The organism is Moorena producens 3L, from assembly GCF_000211815.1.
In the GTDB taxonomy this organism is placed as follows: domain Bacteria; phylum Cyanobacteriota; class Cyanobacteriia; order Cyanobacteriales; family Coleofasciculaceae; genus Moorena; species Moorena producens.
The window spans coordinates 448,718-474,588 of the sequence record NZ_GL890840.1; the positions used below are offsets into that span (position 1 = coordinate 448,718).

Genomic DNA, 25,871 nt, shown 5'->3' on the forward strand with positions numbered 1-25,871 from the left:
AATCCTGAGCCAAGCCGGGAAAACCTCTCGGAAGGTGCAGAGACTCGACGGGAGCTACCCTAACGTTAAGCCGAGGGTAAAGGGAGAGTCCAATTCTCAAGAGCCAGCTATGGCAGTAGCGAAAGCTACGGGAGAATGAAAATCCGTTGACCTTAAACGGTCGTGTGGGTTCAAGTCCCACCGCCCCCATTTTTACCTACGAAAGAGATATTTTCAGAGCAGGGAAACAGGGTTTGGTGATTAATTAGATTAATCAGCCGAACTAGAGAAAATTAATGATGATTAACCCAGCAGCGGACAAGACATCCTAAACTTATATCACTTCATCGACTGGTTGACACTCCCCGCCCTGGAAGGACGGGGATTCTTGCTTCCACGGGGTGACTTGTTTAACCAGGCCGGAGCCAGGATAAATAGAGGTCTCCTCTCCACAAGCGTATTTGGTCTATGACCTAGGTTTCGGTGTGCCCCACCGTACCTTGTCTTGATGCAGTCGCTCATGGTGGAGACCCCCAATACCGCGCTGCATCGCTTTCTTTATCTATTTAACTAGATACTTTTTTATCTAAATTTTTCATAGACATTTAAGTCGTTAGACCCAATTACGCAATATGTAAGCTCTACATATTTTTTACGTTGCCTACTTATGTTTAGATAGTATCTAGCTGGTACAAAAGTTTATTGCTTATACTTTTACAATAGCACACTAGCGTGCAAACTTTCAATACGAAGTCTAAAAGAAAAGCCGTCCTAGAACCACGAGGCTTTAAACCCAATAATTTTGGTAATGCACTTACCTGAAGGACTAGAACAAGCCTTTAGTGAAGAACTTAACCAGTACGAACAGGAGGTCAACATGAAGTATGTCACGAGTATCGAAAGGTTGGGAATTAAGCAAGGTCGTCAGGAAGGTATTTTAGAAGGTCGTCAAGAAGGTCGTCAGGAAGGAGCTGAGCGACTGCTACTACGATTGCTTCACAGGCGCTTTGGAGACCTATCCCCTGAGATTCAAGCTCGTGTTAAGGGGTTGAGTGTCGAAAAGTTAGAACAGTTAATGGATGTGGCCATTGATGTAGAATCTCTTGAGCAATTAGTAGAGCATCTGCCAGCACTACCGGAAGCCGCTGATTAAAACAACTCCTGATATATAAATCCAAATTCTGTTCCATACCCCACACCCCACACCCTATAGCCTAGATTCTGTGTAACCATTGACTATAGGGATGCTGAACTAAATTGGAGTTGAAGTATCTCGGATCATCAGATACTTCAATTCCAATCCATTCTGGTAGTTCAATATGCTGATTTTCATCAGTTAGTTCAACTTCTGCCAAAATTAATCCTTGATTATCCCCAGCAAACTCATCCACTTCCCAAATCAAGCCAGCGTGTTCAATTTTATAACGAGTTTTCTCAATTAGGGGACCCTGGCACAAAGTATCGAGCATTTCTTGAGCATCCGAGCCTGGGATAGGATACTCATACTCTTTTCTAGAAAAACCCACCTTTGGACTTTTGATAGTAAGATATCCTTGATCTCCCACCAGGCGCACCCGGACAGTAGTGCGGTTGGTTGTACGAATGTAACCTTGGCGATAAACACTACCAGTGCCTAGTTTCCGCCACTCTTCGCCTTTTACTAGAAATTTGCGTTCGATTTCCGTTGCCATAGGTAAAAAGTATAGTGTGTATAGTGTGTATAGTGTGTATAGGTATTATTAGTCATTGGTTACTTTAAAATTGACCATTGTTCATTAACTATTGTTGATTGTCAATTTTAAAATCCGAGCAAGTCCGAACCATTATGCTTATTGCTATAGTAATCAAAAACTTGACAATCTTGCCTATTTAGTTAGCAATACCTTCATAGTCAACCACCAGACTTAATCCGGATTCATTTATTGTCCGACGAAATATAAAAATAATAGAGCAAATTTTATAGAGTTACTCATATATAAACTCATCCGTGCGACTCAGGTAAATAACTAATGTACATAAAATTATTAGGATAAACGTCGATTTACCAAGAATCAAAAACCCAAAATAGTGGAGCAGCAGCATTAATTGATGAAATGAAAAAATTTGCCAAATTAGCTGAAGAGTTAGAAAAGCAAACCAAAGAGTCTAGCGAACAAGGCTATTCAGGCAAAGGCCATAACATCTGGTGAACGAGTATAGTTAGGATAAAAGAACAGGGTAAGCGCAAGAAAAAATTGCCCATAATGTGCATTGGCTGGATATCGGTTGATCGTGGCTCGAAACCCCTATAATCTCGTAGAACTTGATTCTCAATAGAGTTTAATAGTTGAGAATGAGCCCCTTTTTTTCTCAATAAGCTACAGCTTATTGATTCTTGCGCTTACCCTGGATAAAAGAACTATACTCACACTCTTATCGATTGGCTAAACTAATGTAGGGTAAACGAGTGTAGGGTGAACCAGTCAGTGAAAGATTTTCAGGTTTAGCAATCGGGATGACTACGAGCAAGATTTTCGGCGTTGCTGAATTAAGGAATGAATTCGCGTTCATCTGGTGAAAGTTAAAGCCCCCTAAATCCCCCAACTTTGCGGTGCGACCCAAGGGCGATTTACTCGCCCTAGGAGGCGCGCACCGGAAGGGACTTTGAAGGTCTTATTCCCCCCAGAATTGGGGGGTTAGGGGGGCAAAACCATACCCAGAATAAGCAACGCCAGATTTTCACCCGATTACCACACTCGCTCACCCCACACCCTCTTATCCTACAGCCGTCACGCCTTCAATCTCCTCATCGGCGAGGTCATACAACTCCCGTAACTTCTGTAAGGTTTCCTGATCCGGTTCCCAGAATCCTCGCCCATTTGCCTCTAACATCCGGCCAACAATATTGCGAAATGCCTCAGGATTTGCCTGTCGCAACCTCTTGGCCATTTCTTCATCCAAGGCATAAGTATCTGCTGCTTGGTCATACACCCAGTTATCTTGAAAATCAGCAGTACCCCCCCAACCAATTAATGCTGTCATCCGTTGGGAAATCTCATAAGCTCCCCCAGACCCCTGATGGGCCATCGCTTCAGCCCACTTGGGATTGAGTAACTTTGTCCGATACTCCAACCGCAACAAATCCTCTAGCTTCCGGGGTGTAGTATCCTTTGAGAAACTTTCCACAAAACTGGCATTAACGGTTTTACCCCCTTGCTTCTCGGCTGCTCGCTTCAAGCCTCCAGTATTGGCATAGTATTCTTGAATATCCGTCAGCCCATATTCCACTGAATCAATTTCCTGGACTATACGACTGGTACTTTTTAGCAGCTGCTCCATGACTTCAGGACGGGCTTGACCTTTATCTTGCCTTCCATAACTAAATACATTGCGGCTTTGCCATGTATTGGCTAATTCATCCCCCGATTCCCAATTACCATCGACTACTTGGTCATTGACCAGAGAACCATAATCCCCGGCTGGATTAGAAAACAACCGAGCAGAAACATTGTCTACCCCTTGCGATCGCAAAGCTAACCCATGCTTGCGGATAAAATTCTCTTCTTCCGGTTCATCTGCCTCAGTCGCCCTACGGAACAAATCATCCAGCAGCTCAACAATATTGACAAAACTATCCCGAAAAATCCCTGAGAGATTTGCCAACACATCAATTCTAGGATGACCTACCTCAGCCAAGGGCATCAAATCATACCGTACAATCCGTCCCGTTCCCTCTTTAACAGGTACTGCACCTACTAACTCCAATAAAATCCCCAAGGATTCCCCACGAGTCTTGATCGCATCCAATCCCCATAGCATTACCGCAACAGTTTCCGGATACTCCTGATGTTCCTCAAGGTGCTGGGTAATAATTTTCCTGGCCACCTCCCTTCCTCGTTCATAAGCTGCCGGAGAGGGCATCCGATAAGGATCCAAAGCGTGAATATTCCGTCCTGTTGGCAAAACCCCAGGACCATCCCGCAACAAATCCCCGCCAGGAGCTGGAGGAATATACTCCCCATTCAACCCCCGCAACAAATTCGTCAACTCCTCTCCAGTCTGCATCAACAACTCACCAATCCGTAACGCCTCCTCAACCTTCTGATCCTCGACCTGTTCACGTGCTTCTGGTGTTTGGGATTCAAATTCTCCATCGACAATGGCCTTAACTATTCCTTCCGAGACATCTTCCCCAAAATAAGCCCGCAGGTAAGACTCTAACTGTTCCGAATCAGGCACTTGACCTAGAGTGTGCAGCCCAGAGGAAAACAATCGTTGTTCGACCACTAGCAGGTAGTTGTACAACTTGACAAGATAGCGATTAAATGAATCAGCACTAAACATCTGGGCATTCTCTGGACTGAAAGCAATTCCCAAGCCCTTAGCATCCTCAAAGGGACAATCCGTATCCAAGCCACTATCGACAATCTTTTTACAAATTGCTTCTTTCAAGGCATAATTCTTTTCAGGATCCTCCCGATACTCCGAGATTAAATCCCGTAGCACGACCAACTCCTTATACAAACCAGCCCGACCATAAGGGGGTACATTATGGGAAATCAACACCCCATAACCGCGACGCTTGGCCAACATTGACTCTGAAGGATTATTGGCGGCATAGATATACAGATTCGGAATATTTCCTAGCAAAATATCCGACCAAGAATACCCGGTATTCCCCAAGGGCGAACCAGGCAACCATTCCACGGTGCCATGCATGCCAAAATGCACCACCGCATGGGCATCAAAATCATTCTGTAACCACTTATAAAAGGCACTGTACTGGGGATGTGGGGTCATGTCTCGCTCAAACATCAACCGCATCGGGTCTCCAGAAATACCCAAGGGTGGTTGTACCCCAATCCAGACATTGCCTAACTCAATCCCACCAATCTCGAACTCATCCCCATTGGTTTTGATTCCTGTACCAGTCAAGGATTGCCATTGTTTTTCAATACGGGTAGTTAGCAAGTAGCCTAGCCATTCTTCTAGGGTTTTAACGTTAACTGTGGTTGGTGGTTGTTCGCCTTTGGCGTTCGAGAAGGGTAGGTTACTAGTTGAAGGTTGAAGGTTGAAGGTTGAAGGTTGCTGGTTGATGGTTGATGGTTGGTGGTTGCTGGTTGATGGTTGGTGGTTGGTGGTTGATGGTTGGTGGTTGGTGGTTGCTGGTTGCTGGTTAGAACTTTTACCATTCAAGCCTTCGTCTGCTGCTTTCACCCAGCGGATTAGTTCTTCCCCATCTTCTGGTAATTCCCCAACAGTGTAACCTTGTTCCTTGAGAGCGTGGAGGAATTTAAGAAGCGATCGCGGTACATTCAATAAGGCTGCTGTTCCTGTTGCTCCATACCCAGGAGGGAAACCATAGAGAATAATCGCAATTCGTCTTTGGTCTGGTGGGGTTTGTCTGAGTTGAATCCAACGCTTCACCCGTCCAGTCAGTCGCTTAACTCGTTCGGGAATCAGATAAATATTTTCTCCGACTAAACCACCTAGGGGTACAGTATCAATTGCTCCATCCAATTCCGGCAATGCATATAAGACGACACTTTGCAATCCCCCAATCCCTTGTCTTGTCCAAGAGTAAATATCTTGAATCAGTAGGGGTGCAGCAATACAATAAGGGACATTCTTAGCAGTGAGAATACGTTTAGCTACAGCCACCTGTCTTCCTGCCTCCATAGAACCAGCTGGACCCCCTACCAACGGGAAACCGATGGTAGAAACAATGGCATCAACTTCTACAGCGTCTTTAGACAGGGAAGGAGTTTCTACGTTATCCAGTTGCCGCTGTTGGGTTTCATAAGCAGATGTCATCCAATCCCGCACGGCTACATGACCTTCTACACCATTGATAAAGATGGGTAAAGGAGTTAATCCAGCTTCCTCAAAGTAGCGAATTAACTGGGGAATATAAGGTTGTTTTGTAACTACATGTTTGCGATAAAGCAGAATACCAACAACAGGGTTTTCTCTAGGGTTGGCAGGTTGAAGGTTAGTGGGTTGAAGGTTGGTGGGTTGAAGGTTGGTGGGTTGAAGGTTGGTGGGTTGAAGGTTGGTGGGTTGAAGGTTGGTGGGTTGAAGGTTAGTGGGTTGAAGGTTGGTGGGTTGAAGGTTAGTGGGTTGAGAGCGTAGCGTGGCCTTTTGGCCAAGGTTGTGTTGAGAAGCTAGCGGGCTGGTAGGGCTTTGCCCAATAACGTTTAATTGTTTAACTTTGAAGCTTTTGTACCATTCTAGGTATTGTCGTGGGGATTCAAAATACCCGTCGTAGTCCGGATGGAGTAGCCCCATGTTTGGAGTTTCCACTGGCGGCGGAATTTCTCCCACTTTCAGCTCTAAGTATTTCTCTGCCAAGGTCCAGAACATAGATGCCACATTGTCTGAGCCACCAGCATTCCAGTAACCGTAGATAATTAGCCAATTGCGCAAGTCTTGGACTTTTCTAGCAGGAATATATTTCAGCAGCTTCGGACCAATTTTCAAAAAGCTGATATAACCGGCTAAGCGGTCTTCTTCCCGACCGTTGCTGAATTTGTCGAGGATAAATTTTACTGGCTTGGGCATCCCCTTGGGTTTATCCCCAATTTTGAACTGACCAATTTGAGTCAGGCTGATCAGTTCTAGAGCTGACTCGAATACCAAGCGGATCGGGATGTGTTGAATGCGATCGCGTAACCATAACACTTGGTCATAATCGAATAGTAGACTACCGAAGAAGACTTGGGCATCTTTGAGGGCAGCGTCTACAGTATCAGGGTTGCCAGTGATTTCGCGATCGCTAAATACTCTAATATCCAGTTCCGGACAGCGTATGGTTGCCAACTCAGCAGCTTTGCGGTACAAGTCAGCGTTGAAGGATTCAAATCCTGCTATCAGTACAATGCGTTTCATGGAACCCGCTCGAAATAATTCTTTACACTTCGATCATATTTGATCATAATCGTACTGATCGGCTAACCCTCCCAGTGCCCTTGGGTAAGTCATGCCATGATTGAGAATAATTGCTAGTTAGACTTCGGCGCAGTTGTCAGCAACTTGGGACAAGGGCATTTTGGACAAGGGAAAAATAATTGACGACAACAGTATCAAAAAGCGCTGCCAAGCTGAGCCGAAGTTTCCTATTTTTATTAGTTTTATTTCTACATTTAAACTAACAATGCTGTAGTTTCCGATTCCCCATAACCCATTCCCAAAAAGACCGGGACGATTTGGTAACTGATTAACCTGACTGAATATCAATTATCTTGCCAGTATCATGGAAAACTCCCCGATTTTTATACAGTTGTGAAAAAAATTGGTCATAATCAAAGATAAAACTCAGGTAATCATTCAGAGGTGCTGAAGATGAGGATTTTACTAGTAGAAGATGATCAGCGGATTACCGACGCCCTTGCTGAAGACCTCACCGACCAGCATTATGTCGTGGATGTTGCCCATGATGGTCAAATAGGTAAGGAACTAGTAGAGAGCTTCAGCTATGATTTAATTTTGTTAGATGTAATGCTACCAAAGATGGATGGTATTACCCTTTGCCGAAAGTTGCGCTCCCAAGGCGACCTTACTCCCATTCTAATGCTGACGGCTCGGGATACCATCAGTGATAAAATTGTCGGACTGGATGCTGGTGCAGATGATTATCTAGTCAAACCCTTTGATTTAGGGGAGTTGTCCGCTAGGATTCGGGCCTTACTGCGCCGGGGAAATACTACCTTACCACCTGTACTGGAATGGGATTCTCTCCGCCTTGACCCCAGTACCTGTGAAGTGTTCTATGAAGACCGCCTCTTGTCCCTAAGTCCAAAAGAGTATGCTCTGCTGGAATTTTTCCTGCGCCATCCTCGCCGTGTGTTTAGCCGTGCTCAAATCCTGGAAAACCTCTGGTCCTTTGAACGACTACCAGAAGAAGCAACCGTTAAAGCTCATATCCGAGGTTTACGACAGAAACTGGAGGCAGCAGGAGCTCCTTCTGATTTAATTGAGACAGTCTATGGTTTGGGTTATCGTCTGAAAGAAAAACCCTAATCTAACTATTCAGTTGTTACTGTTTAAGGTTGGCAGGTTGGCAGGTTTAAAGTTGGCAGGTTGGCAGGTTTAAAGTTGGCAGGTTGGCAGGTTTAAAGTTGGCAGGTTGGCAGGTTGACGGTATTCCTGAACTAAGGAATGATATCAAGTATAGTTGGGTCAGTTACCAATTACCAATTACCAATTACTAATTACCGATTAAGCTGTTGTGCATTTAAACTGTATATAGCGTAAAATCAAATAAAAAAGATAGATAACACTCCCCTTTTGCCTTTGGGTGCATCTCAATGCATGCAAAAACACTCAGGACAATAGAAGTATAATATCATGTTATGACATTACCCTTAATAAAAATCTCCCCCATCTCCCTATATTCCCCTCCTGGGAGGGGTTAGGGGTGGGTTCCTATCTCCCCCTCTCCCCAACCGCCCCACACTTCCCGCGCCCCCGCCCCACACTTCCTTTAGTTATAGATTTACAAGTTTAAGATGCACCCTTGCCTTTTGCCTTTTGCCTTTTGCTTTTTTCCTTGATAAAACGCACTTAAAATTCGTTTTATATTACTAATTACTAATTACTAATTACCATATGTTTAAAGGTCTGCGCTGGCGTCTTTTGTTGTATTACCTGATGGTAATGGCCGCAATTTTGAGTGTATTTGGTGCGGGTGTGTATGTTTTTTTAACACAGAGTCTGTACCAGCAACTTGACAAAAAACTACGGACTTTAGCCCAATCCGCCGCCCCCTCATTTACTGAAGTAGAAGAGAAAGGGAGTCAATACATTGAACAAGTTGATGAAGTCCCCTGGCGAGATATATTTAACCGAGATCAACAAAGCCTAGAATGGTTTGATGATAAGGGTAAACTATTGGCAAGCCGAGGTGCGATTGTGTTGAGTTTCCCGCCAAAACTGGGTTCGTGGACTCTACAACTCCCCGAGACATCAGAGCCAATTAGGACGTTTACAATTTCTGTTTTTAAGGACACCTCGAAACCAAGCCAACCATCCCTAGAGGGCTATATTCGAGCCAGTCAATCCACAGAGGATGTAGAAATTGTCCAAAGCCAACTATTTTGGGGATTAGGAATGGGAGGAATGATCGCTCTAGGGTTTGTTGGTATCGGTGGACTTTGGCTGACCCAGAAAGCTCTTGAGCCGATTGAGCAAAGTTTTAAGCAGCTTAAACAGTTTACTGCTGATGCCTCCCATGAATTGCGCAGTCCTCTGACAGCAATTAAAGCCTCTGTGGATGTGATGCGAAATCATCCTGAGCGAATTCATCCCAAGGATGCTAAGAAGTTAGTGGCTATTGCTAGCGCGACGGATCAGATGAGCAACTTAGCAGAAGACTTACTATTTTTAGCTCGCACTGATGCTGCTTTGTCAATTCCGACCCGAAAGTCAGTCCCAATTTCCCTCAACACAGTTTTGCAGAATGTGGTGGAATTGTTAGAATCATTTGCTCAAGATAAGCAGATTACCTTGGAATATCACTGCCTGACAACAGTGTCTGTCATTGGGGATGAAGGGCAACTGACCCGTTTATTTTCCAACTTGCTAGAGAATGCCCTGCAATACACACCCCCTAAAGGAAAAGTGGTTCTTACTGTTGCCAAACAGAATCGCTGTGCCCTGGTCATGATTGAGGACACTGGCATTGGTATTGCCCCTGAACATCAGCCTTTTGTGTTTGATCGCTTCTGGCGTGCGGATAAAGCTCGTTCTCGCCGAGAGAGGGGTACGGGCTTGGGACTTGCGATCGCTCAAGCAATCACTCACAATCATGGGGGAAAAATCACCCTTACGTCTGAGGTTGGGGTTGGTAGCTGCTTTGAGATACGTTTACCGCTGGTTTAGGAAAATAGCTTCTAGGTTGGGATTTTATTGTCTGATCATTATACCATTTCCCTAATCCCTACTCCCTAATTTCTATCCTTACCGAATTTTTTACTTTTGGGTAATAATCTCAAAATATGAAGCCCAGGAAATCATCAATTTAGTTGGGAGGTACTGTGGTGAATCAAATGCAGCAAATACTAAACAATAACAATAGTTCCGGGTTAGGGTGGGTATTTACAGGCTTGATTCTAGCAGGTCTAACCCCCCAACAGGCACAAGATGAAATTCAGGGTAATTTAGACTCTGGCACCCTCAAAATTTTCGGAGAACTTGCCAAAACGTCTATAGGCAGATTGTGCCTAGGAGGAAATCATCCTTCTTATACCAATACCAAATACCAATACCAATTCTCTAAATACCTGCAACAGATAAACTCCCCCTTTTGGGAATGGGGAATGGGGAATGGTCGGAAAATTTGGTTAATTAATCATCAGGCTTCTAGACTTGATCTAAATTAGCTTTCCAATCAGTGAGAATGTTAAGTATTCAGCCGTCAGCCGTGAGCTTTGAGCTCACGCTACGCAAACAGCCGTCAGCTGACGTAACAGAAATTAAACCAATGCTTACTTGTTTTATTCAAAAGCACCTCAAGTAGCGTGGGTGGCACAGGCTTCGACGCTGTGATGTAGCACATAAGCTGATAGCTGAATGCTGAATGCTGAATGCTTATCTATACCTCGGTCACTATAGCTCGATAAATTAGTTGGAAAGCGTTAACCATACCTAGCATTCAGGAGAGATGATCTAAATGAAAACTCGCATTAAGTTGCTAACAGGTATTCTGGGATTAAGTGCTCTGATCAGTTTCCCGGCAATAGCGCAAGAAAAAACCGAAAACTCAGTTAAAGATGCTGTCAATGGTGCAACTGAGTCTATGGTAGAAAGCGCCCCCGATTCCTTGAGCAAACCCCTTCAAGAGGGTGAAAAGGTAGAAATGCCAGCTACCACTGAGGCTGAATCTACAGCCAGTAACCTTGTAGAGCAAGCTGCGAGCAATGATCAATTCCAAACCCTTGTTAAAGCAATTGAGGCAGCAGGCTTAACGGAAACCTTGGCTGGTGAAGGACCCTACACTGTTTTTGCTCCCACCGATGACGCTTTTGCTGCACTGCCAGCAAATACCTTAGACAGTCTACTACAACCAGAAAACAAAGAGGTACTGGTAAAGCTGCTAGAGTATCATGTTGTAAGTGGTGCAGTTCCTAGCAGTCAAATCCAGTCGGGAGAAATTATCACTATGGCTGGAAAATCGGTGGCAGTACACGTGGGTGAAGACGGTAATGTTACTGTCAACAATGCTCAGGTAACTCAAGCAGATATTGAAGCCAGTAACGGCATTATTCATGTTGTTAACCATGTAATTTTGCCCTCAAGATCTCATGCTCAATCGGAACCAGCACCAACAGGAGTCATGCCAAATTCAGATGGCGAATTAAATTCGCCAAGGTCAAGCGCACCTGCTGAATAAGTTTGGTGTTTGTGGGAATTATATCCCGTCCGTTTGACTACTTATTAGTTAGGTTTATTCGATAATTTGATAGTGTAAAGTTTGACTTAATACTTAACACTTAATATATCGCGATTTACCTAAATATGAAGTGATTAACCGGACTGGATTGGAGTAAATACAAGGAGAAAACAAGGAGAAATCAAAGATGAATAAGTTGATGCCAATTTTACTAGGTGGAGTGATTCTGTTTGGTGCTGCTGCTTGCGATGAGGCTAAGACAAGTGATGAAGCCTCCTACTCTATAGATCAAAACGATGAACAACTAGTAACCTTACGGTCTGAGGGAAACCAAGGCGATGCCATGGTCAAAGGAACCCAAGAGGAAATCGAGTCGAATATTGTAACTACTCAAGAGCCAAATCAAGCCTTGGGTAACTTAGAAAACCTTGATGAAGATGACCAACTAGCCAGTTTAGTACTTAATAATTTAGAAACCAATCTCCCCAATAGCAAGTTGGAAGTTGAAGCCGCAGAGGGAATTGTGACTATCTCAGGAAAAGTATCGTCTGATGATGACTTGAGTCAGATTGCACCTTTGGCAATCCAGGTTGAAGGTGTTCAGAGTGTTGATGTTCAAGCTACTGTCAAAGAGCCAAACAGCTGATCGCTGATCTGGTCAAGTACCAATCCGTTGTTGCCAATGTTACCTAATTGATGTAATTATCTAATCCATAGAGAGGAGTTAGTCGCCTATTGCTTTTGCCATAGTGATAGGTGACTTTTGTTGTTGAGTGTCCCTCGGCTTTAATTCATGCTGTAGCAATCCGATTTGAGTTGTGAAACAGCGGAAGAGCTGGAAGATGGGGAAGATGGGGAGGAGGAGAAAGAGGGGCAGGAGAGGGAAGATGGTTAGGTGCGCTTGACCCATTATAGCGCTACGCGCAAGTCAGAAGTTAGAAGTCAGAAGTCAAATTATAGCGCTACGCGCAAGTCAGAAGTTAGAAGTCAGAAGTCAAAAGTAAGCGATTACTTACGTTTCGGAGTTTAGGAGCGATGCAGAGGTGCGACCCGTGGCGAATTTAATAATTAGATGCGGAAAACGCACCATTACGGTCTTGGGGGTTTCCCCCACTCGCGCTTTGCATCAAGACAATGTCCTAACAGTAGCGCGTAGTGCTATAAGAATTAAATTCGCTCTTTGTACGCGCCTCCTAGGGCGAGTAAATCGCCCTAGGGTCGCACCTTTCGGCAAAGCCGACGCGGGGCGCGTTCGGGTCGCACCTGAAGAATAGTATCCCCTATTGTCAATAAATTAATTGCCATGGCTATGAATAGCAATTGATTCTGATTGCAGCAAGGGGAACAATACGGATTTATAAACATTAAGATAGGTTTGGATTATCGGTGCATCGGTGTCTATAGTAATTCTGTATGATTCGTCAACAGTGACAGTTCGCAACTCAAACTAACGAACTAGGGAATCAACTAGGGGAGTATTGTTCACCTAGGAATTAGGATTGCTATGTTTGTGTGGTGCTAAAGGGGGATAAGATTGCTGATAAAGTCCCCAAATTCCCGGATCAGGTGCAACTTAGTATGATCATCAAGTCAATCCCTGTTGAAACCATAACCGCCCAGCAGATCATTGATACCTGTCTTCGCATGAACAGTCTTGGTATCAATCAAGGTACCAGTGGTAATGTGAGTGTCAGGGTTAGAGACAGTATCGGTGAGGCAATAGCAATCACCCCCAGTGGACTAGACTACGAAGACCTAACTCCTGATAAAATCTGCAAAATCTACTTCGGCAAAGACAAAGAACCGGTTTTTGCTGAGAATAATCGTTATTTACCCAGCAGTGAATGGCGATTTCACTATGACATACTGTTGAATCGACCCGATGTGAATGCTATTGTCCATACTCATAGCATCCATGCTACAGCATTGGCTTGTATGGGTATACCTATACCCAGCTTTCATTATATGGTTGCTAGGACAGGTGGGAGCAGTATAAAGGTAGCTGATTATGCTACCTTTGGCACTCAAGAACTTAGCAACAACGCCCTAAAAGCATTGGGAAATTCCCTTGCCTGTTTGTTAAAAAATCATGGTATGATTGCCTGTGGCAAAGATCTAAGGCACGCTCTGAAAGTCGCCCAAGAGCTAGAAACCTTGGCTCAAATTTATCTCAAAATCCTCAGCGTTAACAAGATTTATGGAGAACCTCAATTATTGAGTGAGGAAGAAATGCAGATAGTTATAGAAAAGTTTAAAACCTATGGAGTTCAACCAAATATTGGTAATGGGTGATTGGATAGTAATATTTTATAGCATTTATCAAATATTCAAATAGTTTAGGTACACAAGCTTGGGATTTTAGGGAATAGACAATAGGGAACAGGGAACAGGTAAAAAATACGTGTGTACAACCTGATTAATATCAGAACCCCTATAGATATGACCATAGGGATAATTAGGGATACTCTGGCTAAAGTGTTAACAAAATTAAGCAAAAATTTAAATTTAGTTAAAAATCTCAAATAAAATATTAATAAAATATATATTTTTAGTTAAATTTTCAGTTTACAATCCACCATTAGAATTGAGGATGTCATAAAAAATCAACTTAACAACAGGAGACGATTATGGTCACTGCCCCTACACCAAAGACAACACCACAGCCAACGGTCAAAATCGGACCAACTCAGCTGCTGATTAATAACGAATGGGTAGACAGCGCCTCTGGGAAACGATTCGAGACGATTAACCCTGCAACAGGAGAGGTGATCTGTGATGTGGCTGAGGCTGATGCCCCAGACGTTGATAAAGCAGTAGTGGCGGCTAGGACAGCCTTTACCAGTGGAGACTGGCCGAAAATGTCTGCCACCCAGCGGGGGGAGTTACTCTACAAGCTAGCTGACTTAATCGAAGCAAACAAGGAAGAAATAGCACGGCTGGAAACCCTAGACAATGGAAAGCCCTATCGTGATTCCTTTAATGCAGATGTGTCTCTAGTCATTGCTTGCTATCGGTACTATGCTGGCTGGGCAGATAAGATTCAAGGCAAAACAATTCCCATCAACGGACCTTACTTTTGCTACACGCGCCATGAACCTGTAGGAGTGGTTGGTCAGATTATTCCTTGGAACTTTCCACTGTTGATGCAAGCTTGGAAGTTAGGCCCAGCACTGGCAGCTGGTAACACCGTGGTGATGAAAACGGCGGAACAGACTCCTTTATCAGCCTTGCGGATCGGTGAACTGATTCTCGAAGCAGGTTTCCCTCCTGGTGTGGTGAATCTTCTCTCAGGCTATGGACCAACTGCTGGGGCTGCGATTTCACATCATATGGGTATCGATAAAGTTGCCTTTACCGGCTCGACTGAGGTAGGGCATCTAATTATGGAAGCTGCAGCTAAGAGTAACCTCAAGCGGGTCACTCTAGAACTTGGTGGTAAGAGTCCTAACATTGTCTTTGCTGACGCTGACATGGATAAAAGCATTGAGGGCGCTCACTTTGCCCTGTTCTTTAACCAAGGACAGTGCTGTTGTGCTGGTTCGCGACTGTTTGTGGAAGAGAAGTGCTATGACGAGTTTGTAGACAAGTGCGTGAAACGGGCGCAAAATCGCACAGTTGGTGACCCGTTTGATGCTAACACAGAACAGGGTCCCCAGGTAGATCTCGAACAGTTCAATAAGGTGATGGGCTATATTGAGTCTGGTCAGCAGGAAGGAGCTCAGATGTTGTGTGGTGGTGGTCGAGTTGGCGATCGCGGTTACTTCATCGAACCGACAGTGTTTGTTGATGTCCAAGATCAGATGAAGATTGCCCAAGAAGAAATCTTTGGACCAGTGATGAGCATTATTAAGTTCAAGGATATCGATGAAGTGATTAAGCGGGCAAATGATACTATGTATGGCTTAGCAGCAGCCGTGTGGACGAAGGATATTACTAAAGCTCATGCGATCGCAAACAATGTCCGTGCTGGTACTGTCTGGGTGAATTGCTACGATGTGTTTGATGCCGCTGCTCCCTTCGGTGGTTTCAAGCAGTCTGGGATTGGTCGTGAACTTGGGGAGTATGGCTTGCAGCAATACACCGAGGTCAAGACAGTCACAGTTAAATTGTAGCATTTTAGCCATCTCAAAGCCTGGGTTTTATTATCAACAAGGCAAAAAGAAGGTTAGTAAACGGCTACAGGATAGTTAGTTGTTAATTTAGGACAAGCTAATGGGTAATGGGGAATTGTAAGCCAATTTCCTATTACCCATTACTTTATGCTTTGCTCAAGCTTCAAGTTCAAGTTCAGGTAAGCATATGCGCTACTTGAGGTGCCGTCAGCCGTCAGCCGTCAGCCGTCAGCAGACGTAACTCAGCATTATTCGAATGGTTACCTGTTTTATTCAAAAGCACCTCAAGTAGCGTGGCACAGGCTTTGACGCTGATAGCTGATAGCTGATAGCTGATAGCTGATAGCTGATAGCTGATAGCTGATAGCTGATAGCTGATAGCTGATAGCTGATAGCTGATAGCTGATAGCTGATAGCTGATAGCTGATAGCTGATAGCTGATAGCTGATAGCTGATAGCTGATAGCTGATAGCTGATAGCTGATAGCTGATAGCTGATAGCTGATAGCTGATAGCTGATAGCTGATAGCTGATAGCTGATAGCTGATAGCTGATAGCTGATAGCTGATAGCTGATAGCTGATAGCTGATAGCTGATAGCTGATAGCTAATAGCTGAATGCTTACGTTATTTTTTAACGTTTCTTGATCCAGATCAATTTAGAAAAAGAACCAGGAGTTGGGTCTGAGTTTTCGATTTAGGAGCAGTTTATTAAATTTTGTTAAGCACTATTGGCTTAAATCCACTAACATAGAACAGAATTAGAGAAAATGGCTAATTAGAGAAATTCAGAAAGTATCATGAAATACGGAATTGATATTGGTCACAACTTGCCCGCTGATACAGGAGCTCAAGGTATCAGAGTAGAAGATGAAATGACTAGGGACGTCGGAACGAGAGTAATTTCAAAATTGAGAGACTTGGGACATCAGGTAGTTGAATGCAAGCCTAAAAGTGCGAGTACTTTAGGCAGCTCGCTGCGGCAACGGTGCAATATTGCCAATGCTAATCGAGTTGATCAGTTTGTTTCAATTCATTTTAATGGGTTTAATGGCCAAGCTAATGGAACAGAAGTATTTGCGATTAGTAATACTGCCAAAAAAATTGCCCAGCCAGTTTTAGAAAAAATAGTCGAGTTGGGTTACTTCAATAGAAAGGTTAAAAATGGCTCTCATTTATATGTCCTCCGATATACCAATATGCCAGCAATTCTGATCGAAAGCTGCTTTTGTGATTCCCAAAAAGATATGGCACTCTACGATCCAGAAGCATTGGCTAATGCAATTGTTAAAGGATTAACTGGAGAAGAGCCACCAACTACTAAATCTTCCTCCGAAGATAATGTTCTAGAATTACAAAAAGCTCTCAATCGCTTAAAAATTAAAAGTCCTGCTGGTAAGCCATTAGTAGAAAATGGCTCCCTTGATCAGGCGACTATAGCAGCAATAAAAACATTTCAAGCTATTGTAGGAATTAACCAAACTGGAATTGGTGACTCGACCACATGGAAGACTATTAATCAGATTCTTGAGCAACCCATACTTAGACCTAATCATGCTGGAGGTACCACAGTAAAATATCTCCAACGTCGGGTGGGAACTCAGGCAGATGGTATTTTTGGTTCAGGCACCGCAAGTGCTGTGATCAGATTTCAGAAACAACAAGGTTTAACGGCTGATGGTATTGTTGGAGCACAAACTTGGAGTCAATTGATTGACTAGCAAGGCTTTGAGGGACGTTTAGCATTGAACAGGTGCGACCCGTGGCGAATTTAATTCGCTTACGGAAAGCGCACCTCAAGCAGTTGCCTCACGTCTCACCGTCTCACCCGATCGGGAAGTGTGAGATTAATGGGGGATAGGAATTATATTATAATAATTATATTACCTCAAGATAATACCAATATTACTCGTTATTAGTATAGTTTTCCGTTAATAGGATAAGATAGTCTAATGCTCCATATAATCGGGACAATTTATCAATCGTAAAATTCTCGATATTTTGAGTAAAAATGTCCCTTTGTAATCGTCCAAACTGCCATAAATTACCATCAGTAACTATGCCATAAACAGGACGTTGAACATCTTGATTGATTTTTTGGGAAGCTACCAACTCGGCAAGGCATTGCCCCCAACCTTGTTGAAAATCATTTTTCTTTGCTTCGATAAGCGATGCAGCGCGGTCTTGGGGGTTTCCCCCATGAGCGACTGCATCAAGAATAATAAGCAGTGGCTTTTCTAAAACCGTTTTCCCTAATTCCGATTTTGTCGAAAATATATAGTCAGGAGTCCCTGATAGAACTTGGTCATAGAAGATGCTTTTTTGAATCCAGAAAGAATAGATTTTATAGTATTTTTTATAGAGTTCTCGCAACAATGGTGAAATGATAATTTCACTCCGGGAGGCTTCCGAGCTGAATACATCTATTGTTTCTTTATAAAACTCTAGGTCTTTCAAGAAAATTTCGGGTGGGTCAGTGTCTTGAGAAACGATAAAAGTTCCCTCTTCGTATTTAATTTGATAGTGTTTCTGTACATCAGCTATAGTTTTAAAGTCACTGAATGCCATAGTTAATCAGTCTCCTGATTGCGTCTAATTATATTTTAGAGACCAAACTATTTCGTTTTGAGATTGGAACAGATGTGCGGCTTAGCTAAGAGACTGTTGATAAAGAAAATTATAAAGTATATCTTAGAGGATATCTGAAAAGTTTTTTGATACTGAATTTTGCCCCCCTAGCCCCCCAACTTTGGGGGGAACAAGAGTCAATTTGCTTCTAAAAGTCCCCCAAAATTGGGGGACCAACGGGGGCTTGGATGTAGCAAATGAGACTTCTCAGACAACCTCTTAAGACGGCGATTATTCGCTGACTGTCATAGCACTTACGAAGTATAAAGTGCGATCGCTCTTAACGGTCAATAATAAGTATAAATACTTACCAATTACCGAAAATCAAGATTTGACTACAATTTAACCGTAAGCATTCACCAGTCAGCAGTCAGCTTATGCGCGTAGCCCATAGGCTGACCGCTGATAGCTGACTGGTTATAACTGGTAAATTATAACTGATAACTGATAGCTGATAACTGATAGCTGATAGCTAATAGCTTACAAATTAACTTATGAAAAAATCGATATTCAAAGAAAACCGCAAGTATACATTTAGTGACTATTTTGCGATGACCAATCCCACTGAGGAAATTGTTGGTGAGTTTGGTTACTCCTTTGGCATTGAATTAATTGACCTGCCTAAGTCTAGCAACTATGACCTAGATATCATTCAACAGCTCAACCATACTTACTACACCATTATTCCTAAAATCAGCCTTACCTCGGAAATTGCTAAACGGGAATTTCTGATTGCCCCACTAATCCTAGAAATTGCAAAGCTGCTCCCAGTTAAAGTCAATGTTGAGTATCCCCTAGACATTAACGATCAGCTAGGGGGAGCGCTAGACTACTTATTAAAAACTAGCCAAAATCTGATTATTATAGAAGCAAAAAAGAAAGATATTGATAGTGGCTTCAACCAGTTAGCAGCCGAACTAATTGCTTTAGATAAGTACGAAGATAGCGAATCTATTGAAATTATTTATGGTGCTGTGACTCTGGGGGATATTTGGAAATTTGGAACCCTTGATAGGAAACGGAAGCACATTGCCAAAACTATTCAAAGTCAGACTATTCCTAGAGATACAGAAGAAATATTCTCCATTTTGATTGGAATACTGAGCTTAAAACCAGACCAGACTTCAAATAAGCGGTAACCTATAATCTATAACCTGCAACCTATGGTCAATCGGGAGTAACGGATAATGATTATTGTCATTGACAACTACGACAGCTTTACCTACAACTTAGTCCAATACCTAGGAGAATTGGGTACCCAATTACCTGTGGGATCAGAGATTCAGGTCTATCGCAATGATAAAATTGATATACAGAAAATCCGCGACCTCAACCCAGATGGGGTCGTGATTTCTCCAGGGCCAGGACGCCCTGAAGATGCTGGGATATCAAGTGCTATCTACAGCAATTTGGGGTCAACTCTACCCATTCTAGGGGTTTGCTTGGGTCATCAAGCCTTGGGTCAGGTATTTGGCGGGAAAATTGTTTCGGCACCAGTATTGATGCATGGCAAAACCTCAGAAATTCATCACACTGGGGTTGGGGTTTTTCGGGGATTACCCAATCCTTTCATAGCGACTCGATACCATAGCTTAGTGATTGACCGTAGCTGCTGTCCTGATGTCTTGGAAATTACGGCTTGGGTAGATGATGGCACAATTATGGGAGTTAGACATCGGAACTATCCCCAGCTCGAAGGCGTCCAATTTCATCCAGAGAGTATTTTGACCTCTTCTGGTAAGCAACTTCTAAAAAACTTCTTAGAATCGCTGCCAGCATCTGCTACTCTCTCTATATCTCCCTGAAAATAAACTTGTTTCCAACAAACCATGAAACGGCGACAGTTGATGCGCTATGTCAGTGCGGGTGTACTCACAACTCTTTCAACCGGCTTAGCTTCTGGACTCAGTTCTTACCAAGCACAGCCATCACGCAATGTATTGACAGTAAAGTGGCTTGGTCATACCTGCTTTTTATTTACTGGGGGTGGTGTGCGAGTTTTAGTCAACCCATTCCAAACCATTGGGTGTACCGCTAAATACAACTCACCAAAAGTAGAGGCAGATTTAGTCCTAATCAGTAGCCTACTACTAGATGAAGGAGCAGCGGAAGGCATACCGGGCAGTCCCCGGCTCCTCTTTGAACCGGGTATTTTTCAAGCAAATGGGCTAAAATTCGAGGGAATTAGTATTCCTCACGACCGAGTCGGTGGACGTCGCTTTGGTAATAATGTTGCTTGGAAATGGACTCAAAACGGTATCAATATTCTACATCTGGGAGGAGCAGCAGCCCCTCTAGATATTGAGCAGAAAATTCTGATCGGGCGTCCTGATTTAGCGTTAATTCCAGTGGGAGGGGGACCGAAAGCCTACAACCCTCAAGAAGCTAAACAGGCATTTGATTTCCTTAAGGCAAAGATAATGATTCCTACTCATTTCCGAACCAAGGCGGCTGATGCCGAACAGTGTGATATTTTACCAGTGGAGGAGTTCTTAACATTGATGAAGGACACACCCATACGCCGTGCCAAAAACGATACCATTAGGATTAGCTCAGGGGATTTATCCCAGGATGGGTCAGTGATTCAACTAATGAGTTACAACTACAACTTCTAAATGCCCTTGCCTAGCCCCTTACCCAGACTGCAACCGCCTTTCTGGACTGGTGGAGTGGCGCTTGTAGCCATGATTTTCTGGATTGAAACCCTACGGCAGTTTGGGTTTATTGTTCCAACTCCGTTTATACTTCTTATCTTTGCTGTTGCCCTAACTGCCAGTATCGACGGATTACTTGCTGGAGTTACCAGTGCCACAGTATGGGCAATTTACCTGATCTATGCCTCTGCTGTTCACTTTGGTCCACCGAGTTTAACCGGGGGTTCAGTAGAGGTCAGTTTGGGGATTCTAGTGGTGGTCTTACTGGCTGTGCGGCTCGGCTGGATCAAAGACCAGAACCAGAAGCTGATCAAAAAGTTGCGACAAGCCAGCCTTGAGCTAGAACGACGGATTGAACAACGCACTGCTGAACTCTTAACTGCTAATTCTAGACTAGCCAAGGAGATTCGCGGACGCATTCTGGCTCAAGAGGCACTCGGAAAAAACGAATTGGCATTACAGTTAAGCCACAATCGACTCGAAAGTATCGAAAGTATTTTGAGTTCCCTAGAGGATGTGGTTTGGTCCGTGCGCCCCCAAACTTCCAAACTGCTTTACCTCAACTCCGCTGTTGACAATCTTTATGGTTATAGCATATCCGATTTTTTAGCTAACTCAAATATTTGGCTAGAGGGAATCCACCCAGAAGACCGAGAACGAGTTCAGCAGAAGCGAAATTTTATCAACAATAAATCATTGCCGTTGTCACCCCAATCACTCCTGGCAATTGACGGTATTGACTTAGAATATCGCATCGTGCGCTCTGATGGGCAGGTGCGCTGGATTCGTGATCACGTCCAAATTCACACCGATGCCCATGGTATCCCCATACGCATTGATGGTATTGTCACTGACATTACCAAAGCCAAGCAAGTCGAGAAAGCTTTGGGAGAGAGTCAGCGAAAATTCCAAGCCATCTTTGACCAGACCAGCCAATTTACTTGGCTGCTGCAACCAGATGGTACCTTGCTCGAAGCCAACCAAACCGCCCTTGACTTTAGCGGATTAACTCCGTCAGAGATTGTGGGTAAGCCCTTCTGGCAAATCCAATGGTGGACAAAGTCTACTCAAATCGAAAATCCTTTAAAAAATGCGATCGCGAGAGCAGCCACCGGTGAGTTTGTCCGTTATCAAGGGTCGGTGCTAGGGTTACAGGGTCAAGTGCTCACGATGGAGTTTTCCGTGAAACCGTTGCGGGATGAGAACGGAAATATAGTGTTGTTAATCCTAGAAGGTCGAGATATTAGCGATCGCATCAGAGCAGAAGCAGCAACTCTAGAGGCCCAAAACAAGGACATACTGCTTAAAGAGATTCACCATCGGGTCAAGAACAATTTACAAATTGTCTCAGGAATCCTTTACCTCCAATCTCGATATATAGATGATGAAAGTATCCTGGAGATCATCTGTGAAAGCCGCAACCGTCTCCAAGTCATGGCCTTAATCCATGAGAAATTGTATGGCTCTAAGAACCTGAGCCAGCTTGACTTCGAAGATTATATTCAATCTCTGACTAAGGACTTATTAAGATCTTACACCTGTAGTAATCATCCCCCTAGGATTAAGGTTAATTTTGTTAAGAAATTTCTGGACATCGACAGGGCCATTCCCTGTGGTTTAATTATTAATGAATTAGTCTCCAATGCCCTCAAACACGCTTTTCCAGAAGTAGATGGCGGTGAAATTATTGTTGACTTTAAGTGCCGTGAGGATAACTATTTTGAACTGATGGTCAGTGACAATGGTCTTGGCATCCGAGAAGGTATAGATTTAGCAAACCCCAAGACCCTAGGGCTACGCTTAGTCCATACCCTAGCCACTAAGCAACTCAAAGGTGAGCTTGAGTTAGATACAAGTCATGGTGTTATGTTTAAAATTAAATTTTCATAAAGTTTAAACAAGTTTAAACAAGCTTAAAGCATTAGGAAATTTTTCAAGACCCACCCTCGAATTGTGATATAGAACTATCAGGTTGTGAGGCAGTTAACTAACTGGCAGCACAGAACCAAAGCAAAAATTATTAAGTAGGGAGAACACACTGGCTTGCTTCAAAGTTAAGACAAGGGACAACCCAAGGTAACTTAAAAAGCAATTCCATAACTAGGAAATGTCACAAATAAACATCTTAGTGGTTGAAGATGAAGCGATCACAGCTGAAGTTATTGCTGAACAGCTCATACAGTTGGGATACACAGTAACCGATAGCGTCACCTCTGGTACGGGCGCTATCAGCAGCACTGCCAATAACCAGCCTGATTTAGTCCTGATGGATATTACCTTAGATCCAAACGATATAGATGGCATAACTGCTGCTCAGCGCATCCGAGAGCAATTCCAGATTCCAGTAGTCTATTTGACAGCCCACTCTGATGAGAGTACCCTAGCCCGAGCTAAGAGGACAGCACCGTTCGGGTATCTGATCAAACCATTTAACGAACGGGAATTGCGGGTAGCGATTGAAACGGCCCTCTATAGGCACCAGCTGGAAAAAGAGTTAGTCAAACAGCAGGATCTGCTAGCCACAATACTCAGCTCCACTAATGATGCTGTGATCGCTACCAATGAAACAGGAGCAATCACCTACATGAACCCAGCAGCTGCAACCCTCACTGGCTGGACAGTAGCAGAAGCTTCTGGGCAAAGCATTACAGATGTGATTCAAATTGTAGACGAACTCACTGATACCCCACTCCAGAACCCAGTCATGGAAGTGCTTCAGGAAGAAAGGGTCATTTTTGTGGATCAGGGCATAGGTTTGATTGCCAAAGACGGTAGCAAGATCTCCGTGGGAGATAGTGCTTCCCCGATTACAGAAGAAGATGGTACCATCAAGGGTGTAGTTCTTGTGCTGTGGAATATCAGGGAACAGCAACAACCAGAATTATTGGCAGTAGAAAGATCAAAATTGCCAGCCAAAGCTGCCGCTAGCCGACAAGCTGAAGCTCAAGTGGGTCAAATATTGTCTGCAGTACAAGAACTAGGGGAACTGAAATCTGACCTAATCGCTAGGATTTCCCATGAGTTTCGCACTCCCCTATCGATTATCCTAACTGCTGCTGAAGTCCTGCAAAAATACGGTTCCAAGTTGTCACCGCACAAAAAAGAAAGAAACTTGTATCGGATTCAATCATCAGTGATGCGAATGACTCGAATTATGGAGGATGTTCTGACCTTAAGCAAGGCTGAATCCGGTGAACTCCAGCTCAACTGTGTGCCCGTAGATGTGGTTGAATTCTGCCGCAGTTTAGTCGAAGAGCAGCAAATCATTGTGGGAAAGCGCTATACTATTGAGTTATTTGCTCAGGATTACCCTGGCCTAGTTGAGCTGGATCAACAAATCCTACGGCAAATTTTGAGCAATTTGCTGACCTTAGCAACTCATTACTCCTTGAAGGGTAGTATGATTGCTTTGGAAATTTTTTGTGAAGATAACCAAATTGTGTTCCAGGTAAAAGACCAAGGCAGTGGGATTGTGCCCGAAGGTCAGGGACAATTATTTGAAGCGTTCTTCCGAGCTAGTAATATTGGTTCTATGTATTCTTCAGGAATGGGGCTAGGCATGATCCGCAAGTTTGTGGATTTGCATCATGGTCAAATTACCTTAACTAGTCAAGTCGGAGTTGGTACAACCTATACGGTAAAATTGCCATTAACCAGTTCTATATAGGTGGGCTTGGGCTAAAAAGAAATATAGCAAACAACTAACCAATAACTAAGGATGATTCCACAAACCGAATATAAAGAGCGTCGTGAACAGTTGATGAGTAAGATTGGCAACGGGACCGCAATCTTTCGGAGCGCCCCGGTTGCCATTATGCATAATACTGTGGAATACAATTTCCGACAGGATAGCGATTTTTTTTACTTGACCGGTTTCAATGAACCAGAAGCAGTAATTGTACTAGCGCCCCATCACGAAGAACACCGATTTGTCCTGTTTGTGCAACCGAAAGAACCAGAGAAAGAAGTCTGGACAGGCTATCGGAAAGGTGTGGAAGCAGCAAAAGAACAATTTGGAGCGGATGAGACCTATCCGATTACTGAGTTGAATGAGAAGTTACCTCAGTATTTAAAAAAGGCCGATCGAATTTATTACCACTTGGGACGGGATAAACCTTTCAATGATACCATCCTGAAACACTGGCAAAGGTTGATGGGACTTTATCCCAAAAACGGAACCGGACCGATGGCTCTCGAATCGACTAACTTAATTCTCTATGGGATGCGCCGGGTTAAGAGTACTACGGAATTGAAGTTGATGCGTCAAGCTATAGAAATCTCTGTGGACGCCCATAACCATGCTAGAGCATTTACTCAACCTGGACGTTATGAATATGAAGTGCAGGCAGAGCTAGAACATGATTTTCGGCGACGAGGTGCCATCGGACCGGCTTACCCGAGCATAGTAGCATCTGGGGCCAATAGCTGCATACTACACTATACCGAGAACAATCGACAGATGCAAGACGGGGATTTACTACTGATTGATGCTGGTTGTTCTTATGGGTATTATAACGCTGATATTACTCGGACATTTCCAGTGGGTGGTAAGTTTACCCCAGAGCAGAAAATTCTGTATGAGCTGGTCTTGAAGGCACAGTTGAATGCGATCGCACAAGTTAAACCAGGGAATCCCTTTAATCAGTTTCATGACACGGCTGTGAAAATCCTGGTGGAAGGGTTAATCGATTTGGGACTCCTGGCCGGTGATAGTGAGGAAATTATTAAAGAGAAGAAATATAAACATCTATATATGCACCGCACCGGTCACTGGCTGGGATTGGATGTCCATGACAGTGGAGGGTACAAACAGGGGGAGAACTGGCATATTTTTCAGCCCGGTAATGTAGTAACAGTAGAACCAGGACTTTATATTGGTCCTGATACTGAGCCTTTGGAAGGTCAGCCAGCTATTGATCAGCGCTGGCGCGGGATTGGGATTCGGATTGAGGATGATGTGTTAGTGACTGAGTCAGGGAATGAAGTCTTGACTGCTGGTGTGCCCAAATCCGTAGAGGAGCTAGAGACTTAAGCGATTACAAGCTTTTTCATTCCCGATTCCCGATTCCCGATTCCCGATTCCCGATTCCCTGTTCCCGATTCCCGATTCCCGATTCCCGATTCCCGATTCC

The 25,871-nt window shown here is 43.7% G+C and carries 19 protein-coding genes; 16 read left to right on the forward strand and 3 right to left on the reverse strand.

From position 1 onward, the window contains the following. The first annotated feature begins 787 nt into the window (after positions 1-787). Positions 788-1,132 (forward strand): DUF4351 domain-containing protein, encoded by a 345-nt coding sequence (locus LYNGBM3L_RS08290; RefSeq protein ID WP_008181312.1) that lies wholly within the window; start codon positions 788-790, stop codon positions 1,130-1,132. 61 nt (positions 1,133-1,193) lie between these two features. On the opposite strand, the gene LYNGBM3L_RS08295 is transcribed toward LYNGBM3L_RS08290, so the two are convergent. Both LYNGBM3L_RS08295 and LYNGBM3L_RS08300 read right to left on the reverse strand, forming a co-directional pair. Beyond that, positions 1,194-1,670, reverse strand: a complete 477-nt coding sequence (locus LYNGBM3L_RS08295; RefSeq protein ID WP_008181315.1) for a CYTH domain-containing protein — start codon at positions 1,668-1,670, stop codon at positions 1,194-1,196. A 1,063-nt stretch (positions 1,671-2,733) separates the two neighbouring features. Further along, positions 2,734-6,846: a cobaltochelatase subunit CobN gene (locus LYNGBM3L_RS08300; RefSeq protein WP_008181318.1), complete on the reverse strand. Its 4,113-nt coding sequence runs from the start codon at positions 6,844-6,846 to the stop codon at positions 2,734-2,736. A gap of 453 nt (positions 6,847-7,299) precedes the next feature. Here LYNGBM3L_RS08300 and LYNGBM3L_RS08305 point away from each other — a divergent pair, with 453 nt between their 5' ends. The 9 genes from LYNGBM3L_RS08305 (at position 7,300) to LYNGBM3L_RS08340 (ending at position 17,178) form a co-directional block, all read left to right on the forward strand. Continuing rightward, positions 7,300-7,977: a response regulator transcription factor gene (locus LYNGBM3L_RS08305; protein ID WP_008181320.1), complete on the forward strand. Its 678-nt coding sequence runs from the start codon at positions 7,300-7,302 to the stop codon at positions 7,975-7,977. Between the two features lie 588 nt (positions 7,978-8,565). Beyond that, complete coding sequence (locus LYNGBM3L_RS08310) at positions 8,566-9,837, forward strand: sensor histidine kinase (protein WP_008181323.1); 1,272 nt, start codon at positions 8,566-8,568, stop codon at positions 9,835-9,837. A gap of 167 nt (positions 9,838-10,004) precedes the next feature. Next, positions 10,005-10,337, forward strand: a complete 333-nt coding sequence (locus LYNGBM3L_RS08315; RefSeq protein ID WP_131826965.1) for a hypothetical protein — start codon at positions 10,005-10,007, stop codon at positions 10,335-10,337. 290 nt (positions 10,338-10,627) lie between these two features. Continuing rightward, positions 10,628-11,347 carry a fasciclin domain-containing protein gene (locus LYNGBM3L_RS34745; protein WP_008181327.1) on the forward strand — a complete coding sequence of 240 codons (720 nt, stop codon included), beginning with the start codon at positions 10,628-10,630 and terminating at the stop codon, positions 11,345-11,347. A 187-nt stretch (positions 11,348-11,534) separates the two neighbouring features. Then, positions 11,535-11,993: a BON domain-containing protein gene (locus tag LYNGBM3L_RS08325; RefSeq protein ID WP_008181329.1), complete on the forward strand. Its 459-nt coding sequence runs from the start codon at positions 11,535-11,537 to the stop codon at positions 11,991-11,993. Between the two features lie 406 nt (positions 11,994-12,399). Next, the gene (locus LYNGBM3L_RS40075; protein WP_131826966.1) at positions 12,400-12,621 is read left to right on the forward strand and encodes a hypothetical protein; all 222 of its coding nucleotides are present in this window, start codon (positions 12,400-12,402) and stop codon (positions 12,619-12,621) included. Positions 12,622-12,859: 238 nt separating this feature from the next. Further along, complete coding sequence (locus LYNGBM3L_RS08330; protein WP_008181334.1) at positions 12,860-13,639, forward strand: class II aldolase/adducin family protein; 780 nt, start codon at positions 12,860-12,862, stop codon at positions 13,637-13,639. A gap of 335 nt (positions 13,640-13,974) precedes the next feature. After that, the gene (locus tag LYNGBM3L_RS08335) at positions 13,975-15,459 is read left to right on the forward strand and encodes an aldehyde dehydrogenase family protein (protein WP_008181335.1); all 1,485 of its coding nucleotides are present in this window, start codon (positions 13,975-13,977) and stop codon (positions 15,457-15,459) included. Positions 15,460-16,257: 798 nt separating this feature from the next. Further along, on the forward strand, positions 16,258-17,178 hold the full coding sequence (locus LYNGBM3L_RS08340; RefSeq protein ID WP_008181337.1) for an N-acetylmuramoyl-L-alanine amidase: 921 nt from the start codon (positions 16,258-16,260) through the stop codon (positions 17,176-17,178). A gap of 184 nt (positions 17,179-17,362) precedes the next feature. On the opposite strand, the gene LYNGBM3L_RS08345 is transcribed toward LYNGBM3L_RS08340, so the two are convergent. After that, a complete protein-coding gene (locus LYNGBM3L_RS08345; RefSeq protein WP_008181339.1) occupies positions 17,363-18,025 on the reverse strand; it encodes a hypothetical protein in 663 nt (220 codons plus the stop codon). 554 nt (positions 18,026-18,579) lie between these two features. Between LYNGBM3L_RS08345 and LYNGBM3L_RS08350 the strand changes: the two genes are divergently transcribed. From LYNGBM3L_RS08350 to LYNGBM3L_RS08375, 6 genes are all read left to right on the forward strand, one after another. Next, positions 18,580-19,224 carry a hypothetical protein gene (locus LYNGBM3L_RS08350; RefSeq protein WP_008181341.1) on the forward strand — a complete coding sequence of 215 codons (645 nt, stop codon included), beginning with the start codon at positions 18,580-18,582 and terminating at the stop codon, positions 19,222-19,224. A gap of 48 nt (positions 19,225-19,272) precedes the next feature. After that, on the forward strand, positions 19,273-19,890 hold the full coding sequence (locus tag LYNGBM3L_RS08355) for an anthranilate synthase component II (RefSeq protein ID WP_008181343.1): 618 nt from the start codon (positions 19,273-19,275) through the stop codon (positions 19,888-19,890). A gap of 24 nt (positions 19,891-19,914) precedes the next feature. Then, positions 19,915-20,700 carry an MBL fold metallo-hydrolase gene (locus LYNGBM3L_RS08360; protein WP_008181344.1) on the forward strand — a complete coding sequence of 262 codons (786 nt, stop codon included), beginning with the start codon at positions 19,915-19,917 and terminating at the stop codon, positions 20,698-20,700. Then, positions 20,701-22,629 carry a sensor histidine kinase gene (locus LYNGBM3L_RS08365; RefSeq protein WP_008181345.1) on the forward strand — a complete coding sequence of 643 codons (1,929 nt, stop codon included), beginning with the start codon at positions 20,701-20,703 and terminating at the stop codon, positions 22,627-22,629. A 217-nt stretch (positions 22,630-22,846) separates the two neighbouring features. Then, positions 22,847-24,406, forward strand: a complete 1,560-nt coding sequence (locus LYNGBM3L_RS08370) for a hybrid sensor histidine kinase/response regulator (RefSeq protein WP_008181346.1) — start codon at positions 22,847-22,849, stop codon at positions 24,404-24,406. Between the two features lie 51 nt (positions 24,407-24,457). Further along, the gene (locus LYNGBM3L_RS08375) at positions 24,458-25,771 is read left to right on the forward strand and encodes an aminopeptidase P N-terminal domain-containing protein (RefSeq protein ID WP_008181347.1); all 1,314 of its coding nucleotides are present in this window, start codon (positions 24,458-24,460) and stop codon (positions 25,769-25,771) included. Positions 25,772-25,871: the final 100 nt, after the last annotated feature.